At 59.4% G+C, this 24105-nt stretch carries 22 protein-coding genes; 10 read left to right on the forward strand and 12 right to left on the reverse strand.

The window, feature by feature from the left end; all coding sequences use genetic code 11:
• Window positions 1–12: 12 nt before the first annotated feature.
• The gene (locus tag HNQ50_RS02595; protein WP_184097251.1) at window positions 13–1014 is read left to right on the forward strand and encodes an ABC transporter permease; all 1002 of its coding nucleotides are present in this window, start codon (window positions 13–15) and stop codon (window positions 1012–1014) included.
• Window positions 1015–1660: 646 nt separating this feature from the next.
• Entirely contained in the window at window positions 1661–2662 is a 1002-nt protein-coding gene (gene rhaS, locus HNQ50_RS02600; RefSeq protein ID WP_184097253.1) for a rhamnose ABC transporter substrate-binding protein, read from the forward strand.
• A gap of 84 nt (window positions 2663–2746) precedes the next feature.
• On the opposite strand, the gene HNQ50_RS02605 is transcribed toward rhaS, so the two are convergent.
• On the reverse strand, window positions 2747–3535 hold the full coding sequence (locus HNQ50_RS02605) for a mechanosensitive ion channel family protein (RefSeq protein WP_184097255.1): 789 nt from the start codon (window positions 3533–3535) through the stop codon (window positions 2747–2749).
• 148 nt (window positions 3536–3683) lie between these two features.
• Between HNQ50_RS02605 and HNQ50_RS02610 the strand changes: the two genes are divergently transcribed.
• Genes HNQ50_RS02610 through HNQ50_RS02620 form a run of 3 tightly spaced genes read left to right on the forward strand, consistent with a single transcriptional unit; the run spans window position 3684 to window position 6420 of the window.
• Window positions 3684–4427, forward strand: coding sequence for a (Fe-S)-binding protein (locus tag HNQ50_RS02610; protein ID WP_184097257.1), 744 nt, complete (start codon window positions 3684–3686; stop codon window positions 4425–4427).
• Between the two features lie 2 nt (window positions 4428–4429).
• Window positions 4430–5836 carry a lactate utilization protein B gene (locus HNQ50_RS02615; protein WP_184097259.1) on the forward strand — a complete coding sequence of 469 codons (1407 nt, stop codon included), beginning with the start codon at window positions 4430–4432 and terminating at the stop codon, window positions 5834–5836.
• Window positions 5833–6420: a LutC/YkgG family protein gene (locus tag HNQ50_RS02620; protein WP_184097261.1), complete on the forward strand. Its 588-nt coding sequence runs from the start codon at window positions 5833–5835 to the stop codon at window positions 6418–6420. The genes HNQ50_RS02615 and HNQ50_RS02620 overlap by 4 nt, the downstream gene beginning before the upstream one ends.
• A 538-nt stretch (window positions 6421–6958) precedes the next feature.
• Here the strand turns inward: HNQ50_RS02620 and HNQ50_RS02625 are convergent.
• Both HNQ50_RS02625 and HNQ50_RS02630 read right to left on the reverse strand, forming a co-directional pair.
• Entirely contained in the window at window positions 6959–7462 is a 504-nt protein-coding gene (locus tag HNQ50_RS02625) for a GNAT family N-acetyltransferase (protein WP_184097264.1), read from the reverse strand.
• A 188-nt stretch (window positions 7463–7650) separates the two neighbouring features.
• Window positions 7651–8514 carry a tetratricopeptide repeat protein gene (locus HNQ50_RS02630; protein WP_184097266.1) on the reverse strand — a complete coding sequence of 288 codons (864 nt, stop codon included), beginning with the start codon at window positions 8512–8514 and terminating at the stop codon, window positions 7651–7653.
• A gap of 309 nt (window positions 8515–8823) precedes the next feature.
• Between HNQ50_RS02630 and HNQ50_RS02635 the strand changes: the two genes are divergently transcribed.
• Window positions 8824–11028, forward strand: a complete 2205-nt coding sequence (locus HNQ50_RS02635; protein ID WP_184097267.1) for a mechanosensitive ion channel family protein — start codon at window positions 8824–8826, stop codon at window positions 11026–11028.
• A gap of 75 nt (window positions 11029–11103) precedes the next feature.
• Here the strand turns inward: HNQ50_RS02635 and HNQ50_RS02640 are convergent, their stop codons facing one another.
• The 6 genes from HNQ50_RS02640 to HNQ50_RS02665 all read right to left on the reverse strand — a co-directional run bounded on the left by HNQ50_RS02640 (window position 11104) and on the right by HNQ50_RS02665 (window position 16580).
• On the reverse strand, window positions 11104–11691 hold the full coding sequence (locus HNQ50_RS02640) for a PqiC family protein (RefSeq protein ID WP_184097269.1): 588 nt from the start codon (window positions 11689–11691) through the stop codon (window positions 11104–11106).
• Entirely contained in the window at window positions 11688–13331 is a 1644-nt protein-coding gene (locus HNQ50_RS02645; RefSeq protein ID WP_184097271.1) for a PqiB family protein, read from the reverse strand. The genes HNQ50_RS02640 and HNQ50_RS02645 overlap by 4 nt, the downstream gene beginning before the upstream one ends.
• Window positions 13324–13953, reverse strand: a complete 630-nt coding sequence (locus HNQ50_RS02650) for a paraquat-inducible protein A (RefSeq protein ID WP_184097273.1) — start codon at window positions 13951–13953, stop codon at window positions 13324–13326. The genes HNQ50_RS02645 and HNQ50_RS02650 overlap by 8 nt, the downstream gene beginning before the upstream one ends.
• The gene (locus HNQ50_RS02655; protein WP_184097275.1) at window positions 13950–14561 is read right to left on the reverse strand and encodes a paraquat-inducible protein A; all 612 of its coding nucleotides are present in this window, start codon (window positions 14559–14561) and stop codon (window positions 13950–13952) included. Before HNQ50_RS02655 ends, HNQ50_RS02650 begins: the two co-directional genes overlap by 4 nt.
• Window positions 14562–14824: 263 nt before the next feature.
• The gene (locus HNQ50_RS02660) at window positions 14825–15697 is read right to left on the reverse strand and encodes a ZIP family metal transporter (RefSeq protein ID WP_184097277.1); all 873 of its coding nucleotides are present in this window, start codon (window positions 15695–15697) and stop codon (window positions 14825–14827) included.
• Window positions 15698–15842: 145 nt separating this feature from the next.
• Complete coding sequence (locus HNQ50_RS02665; protein ID WP_184097279.1) at window positions 15843–16580, reverse strand: dienelactone hydrolase family protein; 738 nt, start codon at window positions 16578–16580, stop codon at window positions 15843–15845.
• A gap of 142 nt (window positions 16581–16722) precedes the next feature.
• Between HNQ50_RS02665 and HNQ50_RS02670 the strand changes: the two genes are divergently transcribed.
• Window positions 16723–17133 (forward strand): bleomycin resistance protein, encoded by a 411-nt coding sequence (locus HNQ50_RS02670; protein ID WP_184097281.1) that lies wholly within the window; start codon window positions 16723–16725, stop codon window positions 17131–17133.
• A gap of 72 nt (window positions 17134–17205) precedes the next feature.
• Here HNQ50_RS02670 and HNQ50_RS02675 read toward each other — a convergent pair whose 3' ends face one another.
• The 3 genes from HNQ50_RS02675 to HNQ50_RS02685 all read right to left on the reverse strand — a co-directional run bounded on the left by HNQ50_RS02675 (window position 17206) and on the right by HNQ50_RS02685 (window position 19662).
• Window positions 17206–17985 (reverse strand): class I SAM-dependent methyltransferase, encoded by a 780-nt coding sequence (locus HNQ50_RS02675; protein ID WP_221302961.1) that lies wholly within the window; start codon window positions 17983–17985, stop codon window positions 17206–17208.
• Between the two features lie 103 nt (window positions 17986–18088).
• Window positions 18089–19000, reverse strand: coding sequence for a LysR family transcriptional regulator (locus tag HNQ50_RS02680; protein WP_221302962.1), 912 nt, complete (start codon window positions 18998–19000; stop codon window positions 18089–18091).
• Window positions 19001–19086: 86 nt separating this feature from the next.
• Window positions 19087–19662, reverse strand: a complete 576-nt coding sequence (locus HNQ50_RS02685) for a Yip1 family protein (protein ID WP_184097283.1) — start codon at window positions 19660–19662, stop codon at window positions 19087–19089.
• A 229-nt stretch (window positions 19663–19891) separates the two neighbouring features.
• Between HNQ50_RS02685 and HNQ50_RS02690 the strand changes: the two genes are divergently transcribed.
• The 3 genes from HNQ50_RS02690 to HNQ50_RS02700 all read left to right on the forward strand — a co-directional run bounded on the left by HNQ50_RS02690 (window position 19892) and on the right by HNQ50_RS02700 (window position 24078).
• A complete protein-coding gene (locus HNQ50_RS02690; RefSeq protein WP_184097285.1) occupies window positions 19892–21580 on the forward strand; it encodes a glutamine--tRNA ligase/YqeY domain fusion protein in 1689 nt (562 codons plus the stop codon).
• Between the two features lie 116 nt (window positions 21581–21696).
• Complete coding sequence (locus HNQ50_RS02695) at window positions 21697–22173, forward strand: hypothetical protein (RefSeq protein WP_184097287.1); 477 nt, start codon at window positions 21697–21699, stop codon at window positions 22171–22173.
• A gap of 168 nt (window positions 22174–22341) precedes the next feature.
• On the forward strand, window positions 22342–24078 hold the full coding sequence (locus tag HNQ50_RS02700; RefSeq protein ID WP_184097289.1) for an ABC transporter ATP-binding protein/permease: 1737 nt from the start codon (window positions 22342–22344) through the stop codon (window positions 24076–24078).
• Window positions 24079–24105 lie beyond the last annotated feature (27 nt).

Below are 24105 nucleotides of genomic sequence, written 5' to 3' on the forward strand. Positions count from 1 at the left end.
AAGGAAACACCCATGGCCACACCGCCAAAACTGAACCTGCGCTTTACCTGGGAAGCCATGCTCTGCGTTGTACTGGTCATGTCGCTTGGCCTGGGGCGCGGCTTGTCGGCCGAGTTCCTGGGCACGGCCAACATCTCCAACCTGCTGGCAGACTTTACCGAGATCGCCCTCATGGCCTTGCCCATGACCTTGATCATTGTCGCGGCGGAAATCGACCTCTCTGTGGCTTCGGTCATGGGCATGTCCAGCGCCTTGATGGGCGTGCTCTGGCATATGGGCCTGCCCATGCCGCTGGTGGTGGTGCTGGTGCTGGCCGCCGGCGTGTTGGCAGGCCTGTTCAATGGTCTGGTGATTGTGCGGCTGGGTTTGCCCTCGCTGGCGATCACCATCGGCACCCTGGCCATGTTTCGCGGGTTCTCTTACCTGTTGCTGGGGGATCAGGCCATTGCAGACTTCCCGGCCAACTGGACCACGTTTGGCATCAGCACCGTCGGTGAGAGCTTTCTGCCCCAGCCGTTTATCCTGGTGATCATTGCAGCCATTGGCTTCACTGTGCTGCTGCAATCCACCGCCTTTGGCCGCAGCCTGTACGCCATTGGCAGCAACCAGACTGCCGCGCATTTCTCAGGCGTGGATGTCGCCCGCACCAAGATCAAGCTGTTTGTCTTGTCCGGGTTCATGAGCGCACTGGCCGGAATCATCTACACCCTGCGATTTTCCAGCGCGCGGGGCGATAACGGCGAAGGGTTTGAACTCTCTGTCGTGGCGGCGGTGCTGTTTGGCGGGGTGAGTATTTTCGGCGGCAAAGGCTCGCTGGTGGGGGTGTTGTTGTCGCTCTTGATCATTGGCGTGTTGAAGAACGCGCTGACGCTGTACGACGTGTCGAGCGAGGTGTTGACGATTGTGACGGGGCTGCTGCTGCTGTCCTCTGTGCTGGTGCCCAATATTGCCGAGCGCTTGCGGGCGGCACGGATCAAGCGGGTGATGGCAGCGAAGGCTGTGGCGGCACGGTGAGTGGAGTTAGTGCCTTCGGCACGGGGGTAAAAGGCATTTGATACCCGGGGTGCCGGGCCCACGTTCCTTTCTTTGCTTCGCCAAAGAAAGGAACCAAAGAAAGGCGACCCCAGCCTTGCGGCCCTCCGGGCTGCCCTCAGTCGGTCGGGAGCCTAAGGTCTCCCTCTCTCCTTCGGCGCTGGGCTTTTACGGGGGAGAAAGTCAAAAGCAACGGCAACGGCAAAGGCAACGGCAACACCAACGGCAACGGCAACGGCAACGGCAACGGCAACGGCAACGGCAACGGCCAAATCGTCTGAACGAGGGTTTTGTAGGGTGGATTCGGAGCGTAGCGACAATCCACCGTAAGCAGCCCGGTGGGCTGCAGGCTGGATTCCGGCTCAAGGCCGGAATGACGAGGTAGTGAAAGGGTAACCAATCCATTCTTGCAAACAGACGGTTTGCGGGTTTGGGGTTGTTTTTGACGGCAGGCGCTAACCAAGCAGTTCAAAAGCAGTTGAAAAGCCCTGAACGCCCACTCCCAAAGGCATCAAGGCCCAATGCAAACCGCAATAAACCCGAAATTGGCTCCACAAGAGCCGACATGTGCTGTACCCAAAAACCACGGTCAAACCACCGACCAGATACACTGACGAGGAGTCGACTCATGCACAGAAACATCAAGTTACTGGCCATGCCGGTACTGCTTGCGGCACTGCTGTCTGCCACAGCAATGGGCGCGGGGATCAAGAAAGACCTGAAGATTGCCTTCTTGCCCAAACAGATCAACAACCCCTACGAAGTGATCGCTGATAACGGCGGTCTGGAAGCCATCAAGGAAATGGGCGGCGTAGGCAAGGTCGTTGGCCCGTCGGATGCGGGTGCGTCGTCGCAGGTGTCGTACATCAACACGCTGATCACGCAAAAGCAGAACGCCATCGTCATCGCCGCCAATGACGCCAACGCCGTGGTGCCATACCTGAAAAAGGCCCAGGCGCAAGGTATCAAGGTGGTGACATTTGACTCGGATACCGCTCCGGAAGGCCGGACGCTGTTCATCAACCAGGCCGATAGCGAATCCATTGGCCGTGGTCAGATCCAGCTCTTGTCCAAACTGATTGGCGGCGAGGGCGAGTTTGCCGTGCTGTCGGCTACGCCCAACGCCACGAACCAGAACACCTGGATCAAGTGGATGGAAGAAGAACTGAAAAAGCCGGAATACGCCAAGATCAAACTGGTGAAAGTGGCTTATGGCAATGACGATGACCAGAAATCCTTCGTCGAAACCCAGGGTTTGTTGCAAGCCTATCCGAACCTGAAGGCCATTGTGGCACCGACGACCGTGGGCATCTCTGCCGCCGCGCGTTATATCTCGACGTCCCCCAAGAAGGGCACTTTTGTAGTGACCGGGCTGGGTACGCCGAACCAGATGCGCGCATTTGTGAAGAATGGCACGGTGAAGGCGTTCCAGTTGTGGGATCCGGGTGCACTGGGCTATCTGGCCGCTTATGCCGCAGCTAACCTGGCCTCTGGCACCATCACTGGCAAGGAAGGCGATACCTTTGAGGCGGGCAAGCTGGGCAAGCGCACCGTGGGCAAGAGCGGCGAGGTAATCCTTGGACCACCGACCACGTTTGATGCTTCCAACATCGACAACTTCAACTTCTGATGGCTGATTGACGGCTTGATCAACCGGGTCATTACGCACTGGCATGACGCCACCTGGGCGGGGTCATGCCGGCAGCGGCGCGCGTCAGGCGCGCTGCGTAATGACCACGGTTTTTTTCAACTCTGGCGGCACCTGTCCCAGCAACTCACTCTTTACACTCAGGAAGTCTGCATTTTGCGTCCAGGCGTAGACGGTGATGCGCGTACCCACGTCGGTGAAGTCAGACACCACGACATTTGGGGCGGGGTCCGTGAGGATGCGGTTATCCGAATCGATCAGCATGCGCAGATGTGCAATGGCGTTGGCGACTTCTGTATGCGGCACCACCAGGTGCGCTTCAATCCGGCGTGTGCTGTTGGCGCTGTAGTTGGTAATGGCGCTGCTCCACAACTGGCTGTTGGGCACAAACATGCCCTGGCCATCGGCTTTGTTAAGTCGCGTGTAAAACAGGCTGATTTCCTTGACCGTACCGGCAATCACCCCCGCGCCTTCGATGTAATCACCGACCTTGAAGGGGCGCAGCAGCAAGATCATGAAACCAGCGGCGATATTTTGCAGTGTGCCTTGCAGCGCCAGACCAATCGCCAGACCGGCCGCGCCCAGCGCCGCCACAATGCTGGTCGTGCGCACGCCAAAGCGGTCCAGGGCGGCGGTCAGCGCCAACAGGCGTACGGACCATTCGATAATGCTGGCGAGTACCGGCCGGATCGTGGCATCTGCGCTGGTGCGGCTCAAAGAGCGCATGACCAGCGCGCTGATGCGGTTGGATAACCACCAGCCGACAATCAGAATGACTGCAGCCAGGACGGTATCCAGCCCGAAATCCAGAGTGTGCTGAACCAGCCAGTTCCAGGTGTATTGCGTAGTGGGCATGGGTTTCTCCTTGTTCTCAACACGGCCCGGATCGCCGTATTGTTGTTTGTCTTAACCTTGGTACGACTGACCGGGGCAATGTCTGTTCCGGGCGGCATGAAAAATCCGGCTTTCGCTGACATGGCGACAGCCAGAATGGGGCTCATACATGCAAGTTGCGTTGTTCATACCCTGTTTCATCGATGCCTTCTTCCCGGAGGTGGGCATCGCCACCCTGGAGTTACTGGAAAAAACCGGCTGTACCGTGGTCTACCCGTTCAACCAGACCTGTTGCGGCCAGCCCATGGGTAACAGTGGTTGCGAGACCGATGCCCGTGGTACGGAGGCGTTGTTCGTGCAGAATTTTGCCGACTATGACTATGTGGTCTCGCCCAGCGGCAGTTGCGTGCACCACGTGCGTGATCACCTCACCGCCGTTGCGCAGGACAGCGCCACGCGCAAAGTCCGTGCTTCAACCTATGAACTGGTCGAGTTCTTGCACGATGTGCTCAAGCTCACCGATTTTCCGTGGGCAGAGTTTCCCCACAAGGTGGGCCTGCACAATAGCTGCGGCACCTTGCGCCGCCTGGGTCATGCCAGCACGACGGAGCTGAACGTCCCACCCTGGTCCAAACCGCTGGATTTGCTGCGTGGTGTAAAGGGGATCGAGTTTGTCGTCCCCAAACGGCCGGATGAATGCTGCGGCTTTGGCGGCACCTTCTGCGTGACCGAAGAACCGGTCTCCGCCCGTATGGGCTACGACAAAGTGCGCGACCACGCGGGGGCCGGGGCGGAGTACGTCGTGTCGGCCGATATGTCTTGTCTGATGCACCAGAAAGGCTGCGCGGAACGCTTGGGGATGCCACTGAAGTTCATCCACATTGCACAGATACTGAACGGCGCGCGGGGCTGATCATGGCAAACGATATTTTTACCGACAAGAAAGTCGACCATGTCAAAGGTTCGCGCCAGTTTATTGCGGATGAGCCGCATATTGCCTTCCATGACAAACGCCTGTGGACGCTGCGCGAACTGCGTGACAAAGAAGCCCACGGCATCCCGGAGTGGGAACAACTGCGCGAACTGGCCTCCGCGATCAAAAGCCACACCCTGACGCACCTGGCCGATTACCTGGAAGAGTTTGAACGCAATGCCACCGCCAACGGCGTGACCGTGCACTGGGCCAAAGATGCGGCCGAACATAACCGCATCGTGCATGAAATCCTCGCGGCGCGCGGCGTGGAGACGCTGGTCAAATCCAAATCCATGCTCACCGAAGAATGCAATATGCGCCCGTACCTGGAAGAGCGCGGTATCACGGTGGTGGAAACCGACCTGGGCGAGCGCATCCAGCAACTGGATGACGAACCACCCACGCATATCGTCGTGCCGGCGGTACACAAGCTTGCCAAAGATGTGGCTGAGGTGTTTGCCGATACCATCGGCACCGATCGCCATAACGCGGACCCGCATTACCTGGCCGAAGGTATGCGTCAGGACACGCGCCCGTATTTCATCAAGGCCGGTGCCGGCATGACCGGCTGCAACTTTGCCGTGGCCGAAACCGGCACGGTGGTGACCTGCACCAATGAAGGCAACGCGGACCTCTCCGGCAATGTGCCGCCGCTGTATATCGCCAGTATCGGTATCGAAAAACTGATCCCGAAGATGGAACACCTGGGCGTGTTCATCCGCATGCTGTCGCGCAGCGCGCTGGGCTCGCCGATCACCCAGTACACCTCACATTTTCGCGCACCGCGCGCCGGCGGGGAGTCCCACTTTATTCTGGTCGATAACGGTCGCAGCGACCGCCTGGCGATGGATGACTTCTGGTACTCGCTCAAATGCATTCGCTGCGGCGCGTGCATGAACACCTGCCCGGTGTACCGGCGCAGCGGCGGCTTGAGCTATGGCGGTGTCTACGCCGGGCCGATTGGCGCCATCATCAATCCCACGTTTGACCTGAAAAAATACAGCGCGCTGCCCTTTGCCAGCACGCTCAATGGCAGTTGCAGCAACGTTTGCCCGGTGAAGATCAATATCCACGAGCAAATCTACAAATGGCGGCAGATTGTGGTGGAGCAGGGGCAAGTCTCGTTTGTGAAGAAAGAAAGCATGAAGCTGGCCGGCAAGTTGCTGGCTGATCCCAAACGCTACCGGGCCTGGAGCAGCGGTGCAGGCAAAGCGCTGGCCAAGCTGCCACGGGCGTTCCTGTACAACCCCTTCAACGCCTGGGGTAAACAGCGAGAACTGCCCGAGCCGCCCAAACAAACCTTCCACCAGTGGTATGCCGCCAACCGCAAGCCGGAGACAGAAGCATGAGCAGCCGCGATGCGATCCTGAGCAAACTGCGCGCCGCCGGCCGCGTGCCGGAGCCCTTGCCAGAAGTCCCGCTGTTTGATGAGGGCTTGCCGCCCGTGCTGGATCAGTTCAAGGCCAGCCTGGCGCGCATGGGCGGGCAGTGGGTTGATGCGCCGGCGGAAGGGCTGGATGCCTGGCTGGGGCAACGTTTTGCTGGTGCCCAGGTGGTGTGCAGCGCTGTGCCGGAGACCATGGGCACCTTGCGCATAGCGACGGTCACCGACCCACGCGCGCTGGAGAACGTGGATGTCGGCATCGTGCGGGCGCGCTTTGCGGTGGCAGAGACGGGATCGGTCTGGTTATCCGAGGCAGAATACGGCGTGAACTCGCTGGGTTACCTGGCGCAGCATCTGGTGGTGCTGCTGGACCCGGCCGCAATCTTGCCGAATCTGCATCATGCGTATCGGCAGGCAGCATTTGCAGATGCGCGCTATTGCGCGCTGGTGACGGGGCCATCTGCGACGGCGGATATTGAGGGGGTGTTGATCCGGGGGGCGCAGGGGGTGAGGACGTTGACGGTTGTGGCGTTGGCTACACCTCGCTGAATCGCAACCGCGTGTTAGCGCCTTCGGCGCGGGTTTGAAAGGCATTTGATACCCGCGGTGGCGGGGGCACGTTACTTTCTTTGCTTCGCCAAAGAAAGTAACCAAAGAAAGGCGACCCCTGCGACGGCGTTCGCTGCGCGAATTCCCTGCGCTTCTCGCAAGGCTCGGCTGGCTGCGGGAACTCGCCCTGCGGGCTCAAACACCCCTCCGCCGAAACCCCGCGCCTTGCTGCGATGCTCGGCGCCGCCGGAGGGGAGGCACGTCAAAAGCAACAGCAACGTCAAAAGCAACGTCAAAAGCAACAGCAACCCCGCAAACCATCTGTTTGCAAGAATGTTTCATCTTGCCCCACCACTTCGTCATTCCCCTCGGCGGGCCCCCACTGAGGCGGGAATCCAGTCCGCAGCCCAGCGGGCTGCCTACGGTGGATTGTCGCTGCGCTCCGAATCCACCCTGAAGTGCATGCAGGCATCGTCGCTGGATTCCGGCTCAAGGCCGGAATGACGAGTGGTACGCATAAGCTGCTGCTGCGCCCCCGTTACAACATCAAAATCATCAACTCTTCATCATAAAACGTGCCATCCACCAGGATCGCATCCGGCTCCCGCCCGTACAACTTGAACCCCAGTTTCGAGTACAAATGCTTCGCCCGGGCATTGTCAGAGCGCACGTTGAGCAGAACCTGCCGTACACCTTCCCACGCGCGTGCCGTATTGATGGCGGCGTTCATCAGCGCCGTGGCGTAACCCTTGCCGCGTGCCTGGGCGTTGACGAAAACACCGACCAGCAACACCTTGTGCGCCAGTTTGCGGCGGTGATCCTGCACCATGCCGATAATCCCCACCAGTTCGTCGTCTTCAAATGCGCCCAGCACCTGGTTATGCCCATCTGGCGCCAGGCGTTTTTCCAGCTCCAGCGGGGTCAGGGTGATGATTTCTTCCTGCACGGTAGGCATGAAAGACGTGGGCGAGTCGGCCAGCGCGGCCAGCCGTAAAGAACGGTAAAGCTGGGCATCGACAGGGGTCAGGCGACGGATGTGCATCAGGGGTCCTGAATAGAAGATGAGCAATTTTGCCCTGGTCTTGCCTTAAAGGTACACACAGCAAGACACAAAGTCGGTGCGCAATGGCGTTTCTGGTCCGCTGGACGCATCAGATCGCGGCGCCAGCCATAAAAAAAAGCCGGTCATCAGACCGGCCTTTCATACATGGCGATGATTCACCCGCACCGTCACCAGTTGTTGTCGTCGTTACCAATGTCCATGGCGCTGTCAGAGAACCCGCCACCGCCACTGTCACTGTTGTCCCAACTGCTGCCGTTACCAAAATCAACAGGCTGGGTTTCCAGTTGCTGATCGACATTGCCGCTGCCGGTGCCATTTTCATAGATATAGGTGTTGTTCTCCACAATCTCTGAACGGCCGCCCAAACCACCATTGCGGTGATCCAGCATTTCTTCCACCAGCATGCCGGCAGCAAAACCGCCCGCAGCGCCCATCAGGCCAGCGCCAATACCACTGCCACCTTGATTGACCACGACCGGGCCGTTGCCGACCGGGGTTCCGTAGTTGTAACCCGCCGGAGCGCCATAGGGCCGGGCCGGGCCGCCATTGCCGGTAAACACGGCCGGTTCACGACGGCGGGTGGTCAGCCAGATCAACACGCCAAAGCCGGCTACGACCAGAATGATGATGCCGGTCCAGCCAAAGCCGCCACTGCGTTGCACGGGCATGGCTTGCGGCGCGGTGACCGCGCGCGTTGTGGCTGCTGGTGCGGCAGGCTGGGCTGAGTTAAGCAACTGCGCTTCAAACTTGCGGAATTTCTCCGGGCTGGTGAAGTGGATTTGCGGGTCGATGGTTTTGGCTTTCAGCGCCTCATTGGTGGCGTCGGCAAACTGGCCGTTGTGTGCCAGGACCTCTGCATAAATGTAGTGCGCCTTGGCGTTATCCGGTTTGGCGGCTACAACTTCAGCCAGCATGGTCTGGGCCTGGGCAAAATTGCCCTGTTTGACCGCAGCCTCGACGTCCTGCTCTGTGGGCAGGGCAAAGGCGAGGGTAGTTGCCAATGCAAAAAACAGACTTGCTATCCAGCGCATGGTGTTTCTCCTTGGTCGGCAATGTTGCCAGTCCCGTTTCAAAGTGACGCCGTGGCGTCACATGTCCGGGTTTTCATGGGCAGTATCAACGGCGCTGCTTAAACAGGGCTTAAGCAGGGTACTCCCTGTGTCGCCGGTCACTGCTGTGCCGTTCTGCCTGAATCCTGTGGCCAGGCTATCCTGCATATGTTGCGTGCTGTATCGCCTATATCGGGGCGCCGGGCTTTTTTTCACCCCCATGTTCGAGGGTTTACATTGACGTACGTCGCATGTGTTCTAAGCCGCTGGTGCCGGCTGTGGTGCTGCCTTGTGTTGATCGGACTGACAACGCCCGCGCTGGCGGTGGCCATTCCCGGCCTGACGACCAAGCCTGACGCGCCGCCAGCCAGTGCCGCCTCCGCGGTGGCGTTTGCGGCTTCGCTCGATAACGTGATTACCACGCTGGAAGACGACCAGCGCCGCGATGCGCTGGTGGCCGAACTGAAACGCATGCGTACCGTGGCCAGTGCCGTGGCCCAGGAGGCGCAGGCCCAACAAAACAACGGACTGTTGGGTCAGGTGACAGGGTTGGCCCGCTGGATGGGCGTACAGACAGACCTGATTCTGACCAATCAGATTGCCTGGACCCAGTTGCTGCGCAACGCCACGTGGGACTTCACCTCTCATGTCGAAGCAACGCCGGGCAAGGGCGGGCGAGTGGCGTTGGGGTTCCTGGGTGGGCTGGGAGTGTGGGCGGCGACGGCGTTCATCATTCACTTTTGCGTGCAGCGTCTGTTGCGGCGCTATGGCATCGCCCGGGATCTGCCGATTGACCCCTCCACCGTTACCTTGCTGATGTATGCAGCACGGACGATCGCGCCGTGGGCGCTGGCGCTGGTACTGACGATCTATTTCACCAGCGACTGGTCGCATTCGGTCGGCGGCGCGCTGGCCTTTTTGTCGGCGTGGTGTGTGTTGTGTGGCGCGCTGTTTGCATCACTGGCGCTGGCGTTCTTTTCTTTGTGCGGTAACGGGCATCGCCGCCCTGCCGTGAGAGTGTTGCTGCGCCATAGCCCGCGCTGGTTGATCCTGTTTGGTGCCATGGCGGCGCTCAATGATGCGGCCGGAGACGTGCGCACCCAGCTGGCATTGGGGATGAATTTCTGTTTTTTCTTTATTACCCTCAGTCATCTGGTCAACGTCGTGTTGCTGGCGGTGTTTTCCATCCGTTTCCGGCGGCCTGTCGCGCATTTGATCCGCAATAACCCGTTTGCGTTCCGGCAGAAATATCACACGGCCAGCGAAATCCTGCAGTTTGCATCAGTGGTCTGGCAATGGCCGGTGCTGATGATGGCCGTCGTGGCCGGGATTGGCATCTGGGGGAGCGCGGGGCGCAATGGTGCACTGACGGATCAGGCGGTCCGCACGGTGGTGTGGCTGGTGCTGGCCGCGTTTGTCAGCATGCTGATTCACCGTCGATATCAGTCGCGCTTGCATCACCCAGGGCATGCCGCGCGCCGATCAGCTTATGTAAGACGCATGCTGCAGTTTGTCTTCATGCTGCTGAACGTGGCGTGCTGGTTCTTGTTCTTTGAACTGATCTTGCACACCTGGCATCACTCGCTGGCCGATGTCGCCAAAATAAGCGTGGGCGGCCGGCGCATGGGGCAGGTGTTTTTCAGCATAGCCACCACCCTGTTTGTGATGTGGATTGTGTGGATCGTGCTCGACGCCGTGATGGAAGAGCGCATTGCCGGCAAACGCGGTTTCAAGCGTGGGGACCGGATATCCAACCGCGCCCGCACCTTGTTGCCCTTGTTCCGCAATGCGCTGCTGGTGGTCATGCTGATCATTGCCACCATCCTGTCGCTGGCAAACCTGGGCATCAACGTGAACCCCTTGCTGGCTGGCGCCGGCGTCATCGGTCTGGCGGTCGGTTTCGGGGCGCAAGCACTGGTGCAAGATCTGATCACCGGCGTGTTCATTCTGGTCGAAGACACCATTGCCGTGGGCGACACCATTGATGCTGGCGGCCATGTGGGCACGGTAGAAGGGCTGACCATCCGCACCGTGCGCATCCGGGATGTGCAGGGGGCGGTGCATTCGGTGCCATTCAGCCAGATCAAGGTTATCAAGAACATGGGGCGGGATTTTGCCTACGCCGTGTTCGATATCAGCGTGCCCTATGAGGCGGATATCGACAAAGTGCTGCAGATCATGCGCGATACCGGCCGCGAACTTAGCCATGATGTGTCGTGGCGGCATCTGTTACTGGCCCCGCTGGAAGTACAAGGGCTGGAGCGATTTGACGCCAGCGCCGTGGTCGTCCGGGCCCGGTTCCGCACCCGCCCCTTGCAACAGTGGGATGTCGCACGGGCGTATAACCTGCGCCTGAAAAAGAATCTGGATCGCGCCGGGATCAGCATGCCGTATCCGCAAATGGATATCCGTGTGAATGGCAGTCTGGATCTGCCTGAGCGTACCCCCAGCCAGATACTGGAAGGACCACCCCGGCCGGACGCCTCGGCAGCCTGAGCCCGTTCAGGGTTGGGCCAACAAAAAACCGGCACTCCAGGGTGCCGGTTTTTTTACGCAGCCCAGGCGGCCGAATTATCGGGTGGGCGTGGCCGGAACGGCTGCCGCAATGTCTGCCGCCAGCTTGCCCAGCGCGCGTTCATGTGCCATGGCCATGGCGGCATAACCCGTCCCCTGTACCGGCTCCTCAAATGCGCTGCGGCCGCTCTTGACTGGCGTGTTGGCTTTGTCCAGCACTTGCCAGGTGGCTTCCAGCACGGCTTTCTGATCTTGCCAGGATTCAAAGCGTTGCACGCTCACGCTAATGGTCCAGGTCGTGCCGGGCAGCGGTAGCTGCGGCCAGGTGGTGACGTTGGGAGTCCCCAGCATGCGTGAGAGGTTTGCCGCCAGCGTGGCCGGAATCTGATCCTTGAGCGGTGCGGCCCAGCGTTGTTGCTCCAGCAAGCTCAGGCTGTTGTCCGGCTGGTTGATGACAAACTGGGGCCGGTCTACCGCTGGCGGAATAGCAACCACGGCGACCGCAATGGACAAGCTGGAGGGAGCCACCCCGGCGGGTGCGGCCACCGGGTTCAGTGCGTAATAGTGTTCCGGCGGCGCCGAGCCGCAACCAGCCAGCGTCAGCGCGGTGGCGGCAAAGGCAAGAGAGAGGGCGGAGCGGATCATTTGGCATCTTCCTTCTGGCCACGGAGCAAGGCATCCGGGTGGCGGCTGAGATAGTCGGACAGGTCACGGAACGCTTGCGCCGCTTTGGAGACCTCTTGCAAGGTGTCGTTCATGTTGTGCTGTATCGGGGCATCTGGCGAAAGCGTCTGCTTGGCCTGGTTGATGGCGTCCTGTGCTTGTTTGAGGGTGTTTTGCGCCTCGGGTGCAACCTCGTCCTTCAACCGGTTGACCAGGGCGTCTGCGTTATCCAGCACCTTGTTGGCGTTGCGCAGGGCCTGATCGGCGTTCTTGCCCATGGATTCAATCGGCAGCGCATCCAGCTTTTTGGCAATCGACAGCGCGGTGTCCTGCAACTGCGTCAGGCTACCCGGGATGGTTGGCAAGGCAGGCGGGAATTGCTTCCAGTCAATATCTGCCTTGCTGGCGCCAGGAACAAAATCAAGTGCGATATACAACTGGCCGGTGATCAGGTTGCCGGTACGCAGTTGGGCACGCAGGCCATGTGCCACCATGGCGTTGAGCGTGCGGACCTTTTCGGCCGGGGTATCCAGGTCTTTGTCGCCCTGGCGCAGGCGGCCTTGCAGGCGATCCGGGTAGAGGTCAATGGTGACCGGCATCAGGATTTCGTGTTTCTCTTTGGAAAGCTCGAAATTGATGGCTTTGACTTCGCCAATGATGATGCCGCGGAAATCCACCGGCGCACCGACCGACAGGCCGCGCAGCGATTCACGGAAATACAGCACGAACGGTGCCCGCGCGCGGTCGGCTTCCTTCATGGCGGTATTGCGGTCTTCGGCCAGCGTGAACTTGGTATCCGGCGGGGCTGCTTCAGCAACCGGTTGATCCGGCGGGGCCTGGAAGGCAATCCCGCCGATGGCAATCGACGCCAGCGATTGGGTCTCGAAGCGCAGGCCGTTGGCATCCAGCGATACATCTACCCCGCTGGCGTGCCAGAACCGGGTGTTGTTGGTGACGTATTGATCATACGGTGCGTGGACAAAGGCTTTGACGGTGACGCCCTTGCCATCTTTGTCGAGCGTGTAGGAAGACACCTCGCCCACCTGCACCCGGCGGAAGAACACGGGTGTACCCACGTCAATCGAGCCCATGTCCTGCGCCTTGAGGATGAACTCGCGCCCGGCCTGGCCGGCAGTAACGACGGGCGCTTGTTCAAGGCCAACAAAATCGCGCTGGTCGTCAGACTGGCGCGCGGGGTCTATCCCGATAAAGGCCCCGGACAAAAGGGTGGACAAGCCACTGACAGTGCCCCCTGCGACACGCGGGCGCACCACCCAGAACTTGGTCTTGCCACCCAGCAAGTCATCCGTGCCATGCGCCAGTTGCGCCGTCACCTTGATGTGTTGCCGATCCTCGGTCAACACCACCCCGGTGACGTTGCCGATGTCCACATCCTTGTATTTGATCTTGGTCTTGCCGGCCTCCAGCCCTTCCGCCGTGTCAAAGCGGATGGTGATGGTTGGCCCGCGCTGCATGATGGCGTGGACGGCAATCCAGCCCCCTGCCAGCGCCGCCACAATGGGGATCAACCAGATCAGCGAGGGCAAGCGCCGTTTGGGCAAGGCCTTGGCGGTGGGGATATCGTCGTTTTGTGGTGCGGGAGTTTGTGTCTGATCAGTCATCTTGTTTTTGCTCAGGGTCCCAAATCAGGCGTGGATCAAAAGACATGGCGGCAAACATGGTCAGGACGACGACGGAAGCAAATGCCACCGCGCCGGGCCCGGCCGAAATGGTGGCCAGCGACTGGAAATGCACCAGCCCCACCATGAGCGTCACCACAAAAATATCAAGCATGGACCAGCGGCCGACAAACTCGACCAATCGGTGCAGTCTGGTTCGCTCTTGCTGGCGCCAGGTGGATTTGCGCTGGGCCGTAAACGCCAGCGTAGCCAGCGCCATCAGCTTGGCCAGCGGGACGGTGACACTGGCGCAAAAAACCAGGATGGCGAGCGGCCAGGAGCCGGAGGTCCACAGATAAACCACACCGCTCATGATGGTGTCGTCCTCCTCATAAATGATGGAGGCGGTATGCATGACAGGCAGGATATTGGCCGGGATATACAACAAAAAGGCGGCAATCAGCAGCGCCCAGGTACGGGTCAGGCTATTGGGTTTGCGCATATGCAGATGCGCGCCACAACGTGGGCAGCGGTCATGCGCATTGCGCACGTTCTTGCTCAACAGGCCGCAACTGTGACAGTTCAGCAGATCTTCATCTGCAGCAGAAACAGGGCGGGGCGTCATGGGTTTTCCAGAGGCAGTTGTAGCCAGATCTGGCGCGGATTAAAGCTGGACATGGCGGCGGTCATCAGCACCATCAGCACGGCAAACGACCAGAGCGCAATCCCCGGAATGACCGTGGCCATGGCCGCCAGCTTGGTGAGCGAGACCAGAATGCCCAGCATGAAGACTTCCACCATGCTCCAGGGCCGCAAGATGTTAAGCATGCGCAGCATGTCCGGAATACGGGGTGGCAAATAACCCAGCGACAGGGGGAGCAGGACATACAGCATGATCAGCATTTGCACCGTCGGCACAATGACGGTGGTGATCAGGACCAGTATGCCCAGTTCTTGCATGCCTTCGTGATACAGCATAAGGGCGGCGCTGGAGAGCGTGCAGGACACATAGCTGCCGCCAATCTGCAAACCCATGATGGGAAAGAAGTTGGCCAGCAGCAACAGAATGATCGCGCTGACGGTAAACGCCAGGGCGCGTTCCTGGCTACGGTGGGCCGATTTGAACAAAGTCGCGCCGCAACGCGGACAGCGTGCCACGCCACCGGGTTCCAGTTCTGGCGGACGCAGCAATAGATCACATTCGTGACACGCAATCAGATGCTCATGAGTCATACGGGCTCAACATACAGGGCTCACATAAAACAAGGGCAGGGCAACGGAGCCCGCACAATAACCTGAAATGACCAATCGTGTTGTTCTCGGTGCGGTATATCAGCTTTCAATCAATATAGCGCCTGTTTCAGGAATTCAGCTTGCAACTTTGTAATTGACCCTGGGCCAGCATGGCAAATCGTGAAAGCCGGTGCGGGATACACAAAACCCGAAAGAGCACCGCAATGGGTGCTCTTTCGGGTTTTGGTGAAGGGCCGGCCTGATTAGCCTGGCAAGAAGTTGAACCCCACGGCAATCATCAAGCCGGTGGCAAAGCAGGCCTGCAACACGCCCGGCTTGCCCAGCAAGCGTGGACCCATTTCCCGGCCGATGACCCACAACATGGCCCCGGCGGCGAGCGCCAGCAAGACCGGCAACAAGGTAGCAGAGATCCCCAGTGCAGCGGCACCGATCAAGGCCCCGACCAGTTCCACCAGCCCGCTGGCCATACCGCCGAGTGCGGCTTTGGCGGGGGATGCTCCGGCGCGCAACAAAGCCGTGGCCACCGCAAAGCCTTCCGGGATGTCCTGCAAGCTGATCCCGAAGGTGAGTGCACTGCCGTGAGCGGAGCCCGCCATCGAAACACCGGCTGCAATCCCCTCCGGGAGATTTTGCAAAGTCATGGCGAGGGCGAACAACAACAGACCAAACCGCTCTGCTTCTGCACCGCTTTTGGCCGCCAGCTTGTGGGCGCTGGCTTGCCAGGAAGCAAAGCCCCAGGCCCCCAGCCCCACGATCACCGCCAGGCTGGACAAGGCCACAGCGGAGGTCATGCTTCTGGTCAGCCCCTCGTGCGCTTCTGGCAACACACTGCCCAGGGTGACCGTTGCCATGATGCCGCCACCGACCATCATCAAGCCGCTGGCCAGGTTTTCCGGCATGCGGCGGGCAAAGGCGACGGGCAGGGCGCCAATGGCGGTGGCCAGTGCCACGCTGCCACCGGCGATCCAGCCAGCGGCCAGGCTATGACGGGTAAAGCCAAAAAAGACGGCACCGATCACCAAGGCTGCCAAGGCAAACCGGACGTAGCGGTGCGCAGTCGGCCCCTGATTGGGGGTGGAGAGTTGTTCACCAAGGTTGAGAATCAGCGTCGTCATGATGGGTCCTGTACTGGCGTTGTGCCATGAACCCATTATCAAGAATCATTCTCATTTGTGGAAATGAAATATTCCAAATTTACCGATAGAAGGTATCTATCAATAAACCTGGAATATCTTGGTGTGACTATCGAAACAGCGGCACTTAACGCAGGTTGCGCTGGAACAGATCAAACGCCAGTTGGTAACCCAGAGTGGCCAGTTGCGGATCGAAGCGGTCTCCCTCATCGCGCATAAAGGCGTGCTGGCCGTTGACTTCATGCCAGGTAAAATTCAGCCCGGCCTGACTCATGGCGTTGTAAACCTGGGCGCGGCCCGGTGCCGGTACATGCGGGTCTTGCTTGCCCCAGATCATGAGCATTTCACCCTTGATATCCGCGAGGCGTTCCATGGTGTGCTGGCCTGGTGCGTTGGGGATGGTTTGCGTATGCAGATCAGTGGCATAGAAGCAGGCCGTTGCTTTCACCTGGGGCTGGACTGCCGCCCGGAACGCCAGATGACCGCCTATGCAAAAACCCATTGCGCCCAGGTGCCCGTTATACCAATCCTGTTGCTGCAACCAGCCGATCATGGCCTGGTTGTCGGTGTCGTAATCAGTCACCGTTTTGGCCGCCTTATCGGCGTTGCCTTTATTTTTTCCATCGTCGTCGTACCCCAGAACAGTGCCAATCGGGTTCAGTTCGTGGAATACTTCGGGAACGAGTACTGCAAACCCGTGACCCGCAAGATAGCGGGCAGCCCTTTCAATGGGCGCGGTTTGCTGGAAAATCTCCGAATAAAAAAGAATGGCCGGGAAGGAACCTGCCGCGTTGGGCCGGTGCACATAAGTACGCATGGTGCCGGTGGGCGTGGCAAGGTCTGTAATCTGGCTCTGGATCAGCATGGGGGCTCCGTCTGGTTGCGTCTGGCGAAAAAAGCTGGCGCACAAAGGTCAGACGGATTATTCCATGAAATGACCAGACCGGAACCGGCAAGTCGGACACGGATCACTGTTGGGGGGATTGTTGTCATTGAGGGAGAATGCGATGACCGCAACAATCCAGAGCATGGTGCCAATTCTGGCATCGCTTGATTTTGAAGTAACACTGGATTTTTACTGCAACAAACTGGGTTTTGAGTCGCTGCACTGGGCCGATGACTATCTCATCGTGGGGCGTGATGAGGTGGAGTTGCATTTCTGGTTATGCAGCGAACGCTACGTCGCTGAACACACGGCATGCTATGTGCATACCGAAGACATAGGGGCCTTACACAAATCGTTTCAGTCCATGGGGCTCAAGGTGCGCACGCCTGTGCAGCAACCCTGGCACATGAAAGAGATGATTGTGATTGATCCGCACGGCAATTTGCTGCGCTTTGGGGAGCCAACGCGTATCCGGTCTGCCGTACGCATGTCGCAAGCTGGCAAGGAGCGAGCCACGGCGCGGATGGATTGACCGGCCGCGCCGGGTTTTGCTTTTGTTTTTTTGTTTTGACAATAACGACTACCCGCTTGAATGCCGCCGGCGTCAAGCCGGTTTGGCAAGGCTGACCTGCAGGCGCATCATGCCCACATGAAATGCGCCGGGGTTGGCCGCTACCCACGCATCCGTCATTTCTTCCAGATACGCGGTTTGCTGTTCCGCTGGTACTGGCTCGATAAACGGCAGCCAGGCGGTGCGGAACCAGCCGGTAAGTGCCGCGCGATCCGGATATTCCATGGTCTTGGGAATCAGTTGCGCGTCGATGACCTCCAGTCCGGCGGCTGCAGCCCAACTGCGGTAATCTGCGACCGTATGAAAGCCGTAGGGAAAACGGAAACCGGCAAAATACGGTGCCCACTGCGGCCGTGCGCGGACCTCATCAAATGCGGCAATCACGCTGACGCCATTGCCGTGTCCACCCAATTGCAGCAAAGCGTGGCCGCCTGGTTTAAGCGCTGCCGCAATGCCTTTGAGCACGCCGTCATGCGGGCCGGGGACCCAGTGGATGGCCGCATTGGAAAACACCACGGAAAACTGCGCCTGATAGGGCAGCGCGGCGGCATTGGCGACTTCAAACGCCAGATTGGCATGATCGGCATGCGCTACGGCGGCATGGGCGATCATCTCCGGGGAGTAATCCGTGCCCAGGACGTGGCCTTGCGGCACGTGCTGCGCAATGGCAGCGGTGTGACGACCATCGCCACAGCCGACGTCCAGTACGGAGTCATCTGGCTTGAGACCCAACTGGGCAATCAGCTCGGTGGCCCAGCGTTCCTGACCTGACGAGTTACGGGCGTAATCTTGCGGGTTCCAGCGTGCCATCATGGGCTCCTCGATGTGGGGTGTGAGGAACACTATGCCGCATCAGGGCTTGATCAAAAATTGAAGGATGGCGATGAAGGCATCACTTTTGGTGATGCCTGGTCAACTAGACGTCGCTGGTCTGGCGCAAATGGGCAAACAGTTTTTGTGCCGCGGGCGAGCCGGTTTCACCCGCTCGCGTACACAGACAAAGCTGGCGCTGTGCCCAGTGATCGGTGAGTGTCAGCCCGACCAAGCCCAGTGATTGCACATAGGGCGTGGTGGCGCCACGGGGCACGACACCGACCCCCAAACCCGCTGCCACCATGGCGCACACCGCATCAAAGCTGGTGACCTGTACCAGCGGGCGCAGGTCATGGCCCACCCGGGCGGCCTCGCGGGTCAGTCGCTCGTGCAGCGTACTGTTGGCATGCAAACCCACCAGCGGGTAATCCAGCGCTTCAATAAACGCCAGATGGGTTCGCGTCGCCAGCGGGTGGCCGGCGGGGACCACCAGCTGCAGTTCATCCTGCCGAAAGGGCGTGAAAGTGAGCGCCGGCAGATGGGGCAGTTCGCTCACAATGCCCAGATCGGCCACGCCGGCCTGCACGGCCTGGGCGACATCGGCGCTGACCTGTTCCTGCAATTCAACCCGGATTCCTGGATATAACTCGCGAAAGGCCACCAGCGCCCGTGGCAGAAACTCCACAATGGCCGAGATATTGGCAAACAAACGGACATGTCCGGTCATGCCGCTGGCGTAGTCATGCAGTTCATCCTGTACATGACGGGCCTGATCCAGCAGATGGCCGGCGCGGGAACGCAAGGCTTCGCCGGCCGGCGTCAGGCGCACGCCGCGTGCGTGGCGTTCTACCAGCGCGGCACCAAACTGTTTTTCCAGATCAGACAGGCGCTTGCTGACCGCAGAGGGCACCAGATGATTGCGTTCTGCCGCTGCGGCAATGCTGCCGGTTTCGGCCAGCGCCAGAATCAGTTCGAGGTCTTTCCAGTCAAAGCGGATCGGGAAGCGGGTAGACATGCCTGCGCCTGCGTTGTACTGCCCGGACGGCGTCCGGAAACAGGAAAACGCAGGCTAACAGGTTCATCCGCCGTGTGCCAAAAGCATCAGCGGATAATCACCGGTAATGCAGCGATCACGCCAAGAATGGCCCACGCACCAGCGCCAATCCACAGGGTCAGCCAGGTCATGTCGCGCGTGTCTTCGTCCCGCGCATGGCCCAGCATGGCCGGAATGCCGTGGTACAACAGCATGCAGGCAATGGCCAGCCCCAGCACGCCACACAACAGGTTGAAGGCGACCACCGGGACAAACAGGGTCAGCGAGGAGAGCCACAAAGGTACGGCAGCCAGCGTGGCCAGCAAGTAGCTACTGTCGTGGTCGGGTTTGCTGGTCAACTGGCGGGATAACAGATCAATGACCCAGGTCATGCCGCGTACAGAGATGAGCTCTGCGGCGAAGAACACCAGGGCCGTGATCAGCCAGTAACTGGATGGCGCATCCGGCGCATAAAAACTGCCATGCATCATGCCTGCCCACGTGATCATCACGGCAGGCAAGACAGAGAGCGGTAAAACCAGTTTGAAAAATGTGCCACGCGCCGTGGGGTGATGGGCGCGTAATTCATCCCAGCCCGCGTGATCTGACACCAGCATGTGTGAATACGCAGAGATTTTCATCATGTCCTCCATCTGGCATGTGGTTTTGCGCAGGGCAAAACATCGCCTTTGTTGGACTATGACTGCGGCATAAAGCTCTGTTTTCATGCTGTTTTCGTGGGAAAAATCCGACGGGTAGCAGCAAGCGTGCACATTCTGTTGCATGCCAGAAGCGGATCATGGGCCGCGATGACCGGCTGTTGCGCTGTTTTCGGCTACAATCGTCTCTTTCGATCTTCCTTTCTGTATGGTCATGAGCAACGACGCCGCACCGGTTATCAGCAATTTCATCCGCAGCATCATCGATTCCGATCTGACATCGGGCAAGCGCGCCGCAGTGGTCACGCGTTTTCCGCCTGAGCCCAACGGCTATCTGCACGTGGGTCACGCCAAGTCGATCTGCCTGAACTTTGGCATTGCCCAGGATTATCAGGGCCAGTGCAATCTGCGCATGGACGACACCAACCCGGAAAAAGAAGAAGACGAATACATCAACGCCATCCAGGAAGATGTGCGCTGGCTGGGTTATGAGTGGAAAGGCGAGGTGCGGTATGCGTCGAACTATTTCGACCAGTTGTATGCCTACGCCGAAGAACTCATCAATGCCGGCAAAGCTTATGTGGACGATCTGACGCCGGAAGAAATGCGCCAGTACCGCGGCAACCTGAACGAACCCGGGAAAGAAAGCCCGTACCGCGCCCGCACGCCGGAAGAAAACCTGACGCTGTTCCGCCAGATGCGTGACGGTGCGTTTGCGGATGGCAGCAAGACGCTGCGTCTGAAAATCGACATGACGTCGGGCAACATCAACCTGCGTGATCCGGTGATCTATCGTATTCGCCGTGCCACCCACCACCAGACTGGCGACAAGTGGTGCATCTACCCGATGTACGACTACACGCATTGCATTTCTGATGCGCTGGAAGGCATTACCCATTCGCTGTGTACGCTGGAGTTTGAAGACCATCGTCCGCTGTACGACTGGGTGCTGGACAACATCACCATCCCGACTCACCCGCAACAGATTGAATTCTCGCGGCTGGAACTGTTGAGCGTGGTGACCTCCAAGCGCAAGCTCAAGCAGCTGGTCGACGAAAAACTGATGACGGGTTGGGATGACCCGCGCATGCCGACCATCAGCGGCATGCGCCGGCGTGGCTACAGCCCGGAAGGCGTGCGCCTGTTTGCGCAACGCGCCGGGGTCTCCAAGACCCCGAACGTGGTCGAGTTTGCCTCGCTGGAAGGTGCTGTCCGGGAAACGCTGGAAGAAACCAGCCCGCGCGTCATTGCCGTGCTGGACCCGATCAAAGTGACGCTGACCAACTTTGAAGAAGGCGTGACCGGCAGTCGCAGTGCGCCGTTCCACCCGCACCACGAAGCCATGGGCGAGCGTGAAATCCCGATCGGCCGCGAGTTGTACATTGAGCGGGAAGACTTCGCTGAAGTGCCGCCGCCCAAGTGGCAGCGCCTGACGCTGGGGGCCGAGGTTCGTCTTCGTTATTCGTATGTCATCAAATGTGATGAGGTGATCAAAGATGCGGACGGCCATGTCGTGGAACTCAAATGTTCCATCGACCCGGATACGCTGGGCCAGAACCCGGTGGGTCGCAAGGTCAAGGGCGTGATCCACTGGATTGCCGCGCACCACGCCATTGAGGCTGAAGTGCGTCTGTATGATCGCCTGTTCACCGAGGCCCGTCCGGATGCCGTGCGTGGCGCGGATGGCGAATATGTAGACTTCAAACAGTTCATCAACCCGAACTCGCTCAAAGTGATTACCGGTTACGTCGAACCCGCCGTGCGCGATGCCGCACCGGAAACACGCTACCAGTTTGAACGCCTGGGCTACTTTGTGACTGATCGCAAAGATCATGTTGCGGGTGGCAAGCCGGTGTTCAATCGCACCGTGACGTTGCGCGATACCTGGGCCAGCAAGGAATAAACGGGCCGCATTGCCCGTGCTGTAACGAGACTGCCGGACCCGGTTCATAGAAAACCGGCCCGGCAGTTTGTTTATCCAGAACCAGAAAACGCAAAAACCAAAGAAGGGGGATGACCATGAAACGCACTTTGCTGGCGCTGTTGCTGGCGGTTGCTGCTGCGGGCGCACACGCGGCAGATGTCACCGTGCAATCCGCGACGGATGCGGATGCCGCAGATAGCGCTGCACCGGCGGATGCCAGCGCCCGCTTGCCGCTGCCCAAAACCATCTACCGTGGCCGAGTGGGTGAAGTGCCGGTGCAGGTGGTGTTTGGTTTCCTTGGCGATCATGCCGGCAATGAGGTCGGGCTGTTTGATTACAGCAAGCTCACCCTCAGCCAGCGGGCCAGTGGCAAAGACCTGCAACATGCCGAGATTGACGTCACCCTGAACGGTGCGCTGGAAAACGCCCGTAGCGCCTTGCGTTATCACCTGGTGCTTGATTACGCCGCCAAAACCTGGTTTATCAGCGCGGTGCGTCAGGACTGGCAATGCAATAACGCCAGGGGCTGGACCCAGCGCCCCTGCAAAGCAACCCGGCCCGACGGCGAGTAAGCCCCACAAGGCGCAGACTGAGCGGTCTGCGCCTTTTTCTTTTGGAGTGGCCGCTGGCCAAGGGCCGATATATACCCGGTATCAGCCAATACGGGTGCACCAGACCTGCTCGTCAGTCGTTTGCATTGTCATGACCGCATTTTCTATCGCGGCGCTCAGGGGCAAGGCATGACAGATGAACACGCAACGTTGCCGGTCTCGGCCTCTAAAAACACGCGGCATCTCATGGCCAACTTCTGGCGTTTATGCCGGCCGTTCTGGCTGAACCGCGAGCACTGGTGGCAAGCCTGGGGTTTGCTGGCGCTGATCCTCGCGCTGACGGGCGGGTCCATCTACATCAGCAAGTGGTACAACACCTGGCAGGGCGAACTCTATAACGCGCTGCAAACGCTAGACTATGGCGCCTTCAAACGGCTGGTGCTGGAGTTTTGCTGGCTGGCCGGCGCCACGATTCTGGTCGGGGTCTATAACAGCTATTTTCAGCAAATGCTGCAGATCATCTGGCGGCGCTGGCTCACGCGCTCTTTGCTGGAGCAATGGCTCGATCAGCAAAATTTCTACCGGCTGCAACTGACAGACCATAAGACCGACAACCCGGATCAGCGGATTGCGGAAGACGTTGACGAGTTTGTCACCGGTTCGCTCAATCTGTTCCTGACCACGCTCAATGACCTGGGCACGCTGGTGACCTTCTCGTTTGTGCTGTGGGGGCTGACCGGGCCGCTGCGTCTGGTGCTGTCCGGTCACGATTTCACCATTCCCGGTTATCTGTTCTGGGTGGCGTTGCTGTACGCGATTGTGGGTACAGCCGTGACGTTCTGGATCGGCGTGCCGCTGGTGCGGCTCAATTTTTTCCAGCAACGTTACGAGGCGGATTTCCGCTACGGTCTGGTGCGCCTGCGGGAGAACGCAGACGCCGTGGCCATGTACAAAGGGGAGCGCCAGGAAACCACGGTGCTGACGCAACGCTTTAGCCATGTCATGAGCAATTTCTGGCTGCTGATGAAAAAGCGCAAATCACTGGGGCTGTATGTCAGCTCCTACACGCAGTTGTCCATTCTGTTTCCGCTGGTGGTCATGGCACCACGGGTGTTTGCCAAACAGATCACGCTGGGCGTCTATATGCAGATTGCGGATGCGTTTTCCCAGGTGCAAAGCGCCATGTCGAGCATCACCAACAATTTTACCGAGTGGGCGCGCTGGAAATCGGTCGTAGACCGGCTTTCCACCTTTCAGGCCGGGCTGGATCAAGTCGCCGTGATGCCACGCTTGCAACCGGCACGCAGCGGCGTGGATATGCAGGCCAAACTGCAAATGGTTTGCAAACCCAATGGGGAAATCCTGTTGCAAGACGTCGCCTGGTCACTCAAACCCGGCGACCGCCTGATGATTTCCGGGCGCTCCGGCTCAGGTAAATCCACCTTGCTCCGGGCGCTGGCCGGCATCTGGCCGTATGCTCAGGGGCAGCTTGCTTACCCGCAAACCGGCAATACCTTGTTCTTGCCGCAAAGGCCTTATTTGCCGCTTGGCACGCTGCGCGAGGCTATGTATTATCCATGCCCCCCACGCCACGACGACGCCGAACTTGCGCCCTTGCTGGTGCTGGCAGGCCTCACACATCTGATGTCTTATCTGGATCTGCGCGAAATGTGGGCCCATATCCTCAGTGTGGGGGAGCAGCAACGCGTCGCCTTGCTGCGGGCATTGCTCAATCCGCCCGCAGTCTTGCTGATGGATGAAGCCACTTCCGCGCTGGATGCACACAGTGAGCAGGCCTTTTATCAAGCACTGATCGAACGCTTGCCGCAGAGCATCGTGGTGTCAGTGGCCCATGGCAATGAATTAAGGCCCTACCACAACAAGGTGTTATCCTGCACGGCGCCGGGAGTGTGGCAAATGGCCTGAGCCCGGCGTAACCACAACAGGTTGAGA

Source organism: Silvimonas terrae (genome assembly GCF_014202765.1).
In the GTDB taxonomy this organism is placed as follows: domain Bacteria; phylum Pseudomonadota; class Gammaproteobacteria; order Burkholderiales; family Chitinibacteraceae; genus Silvimonas; species Silvimonas terrae.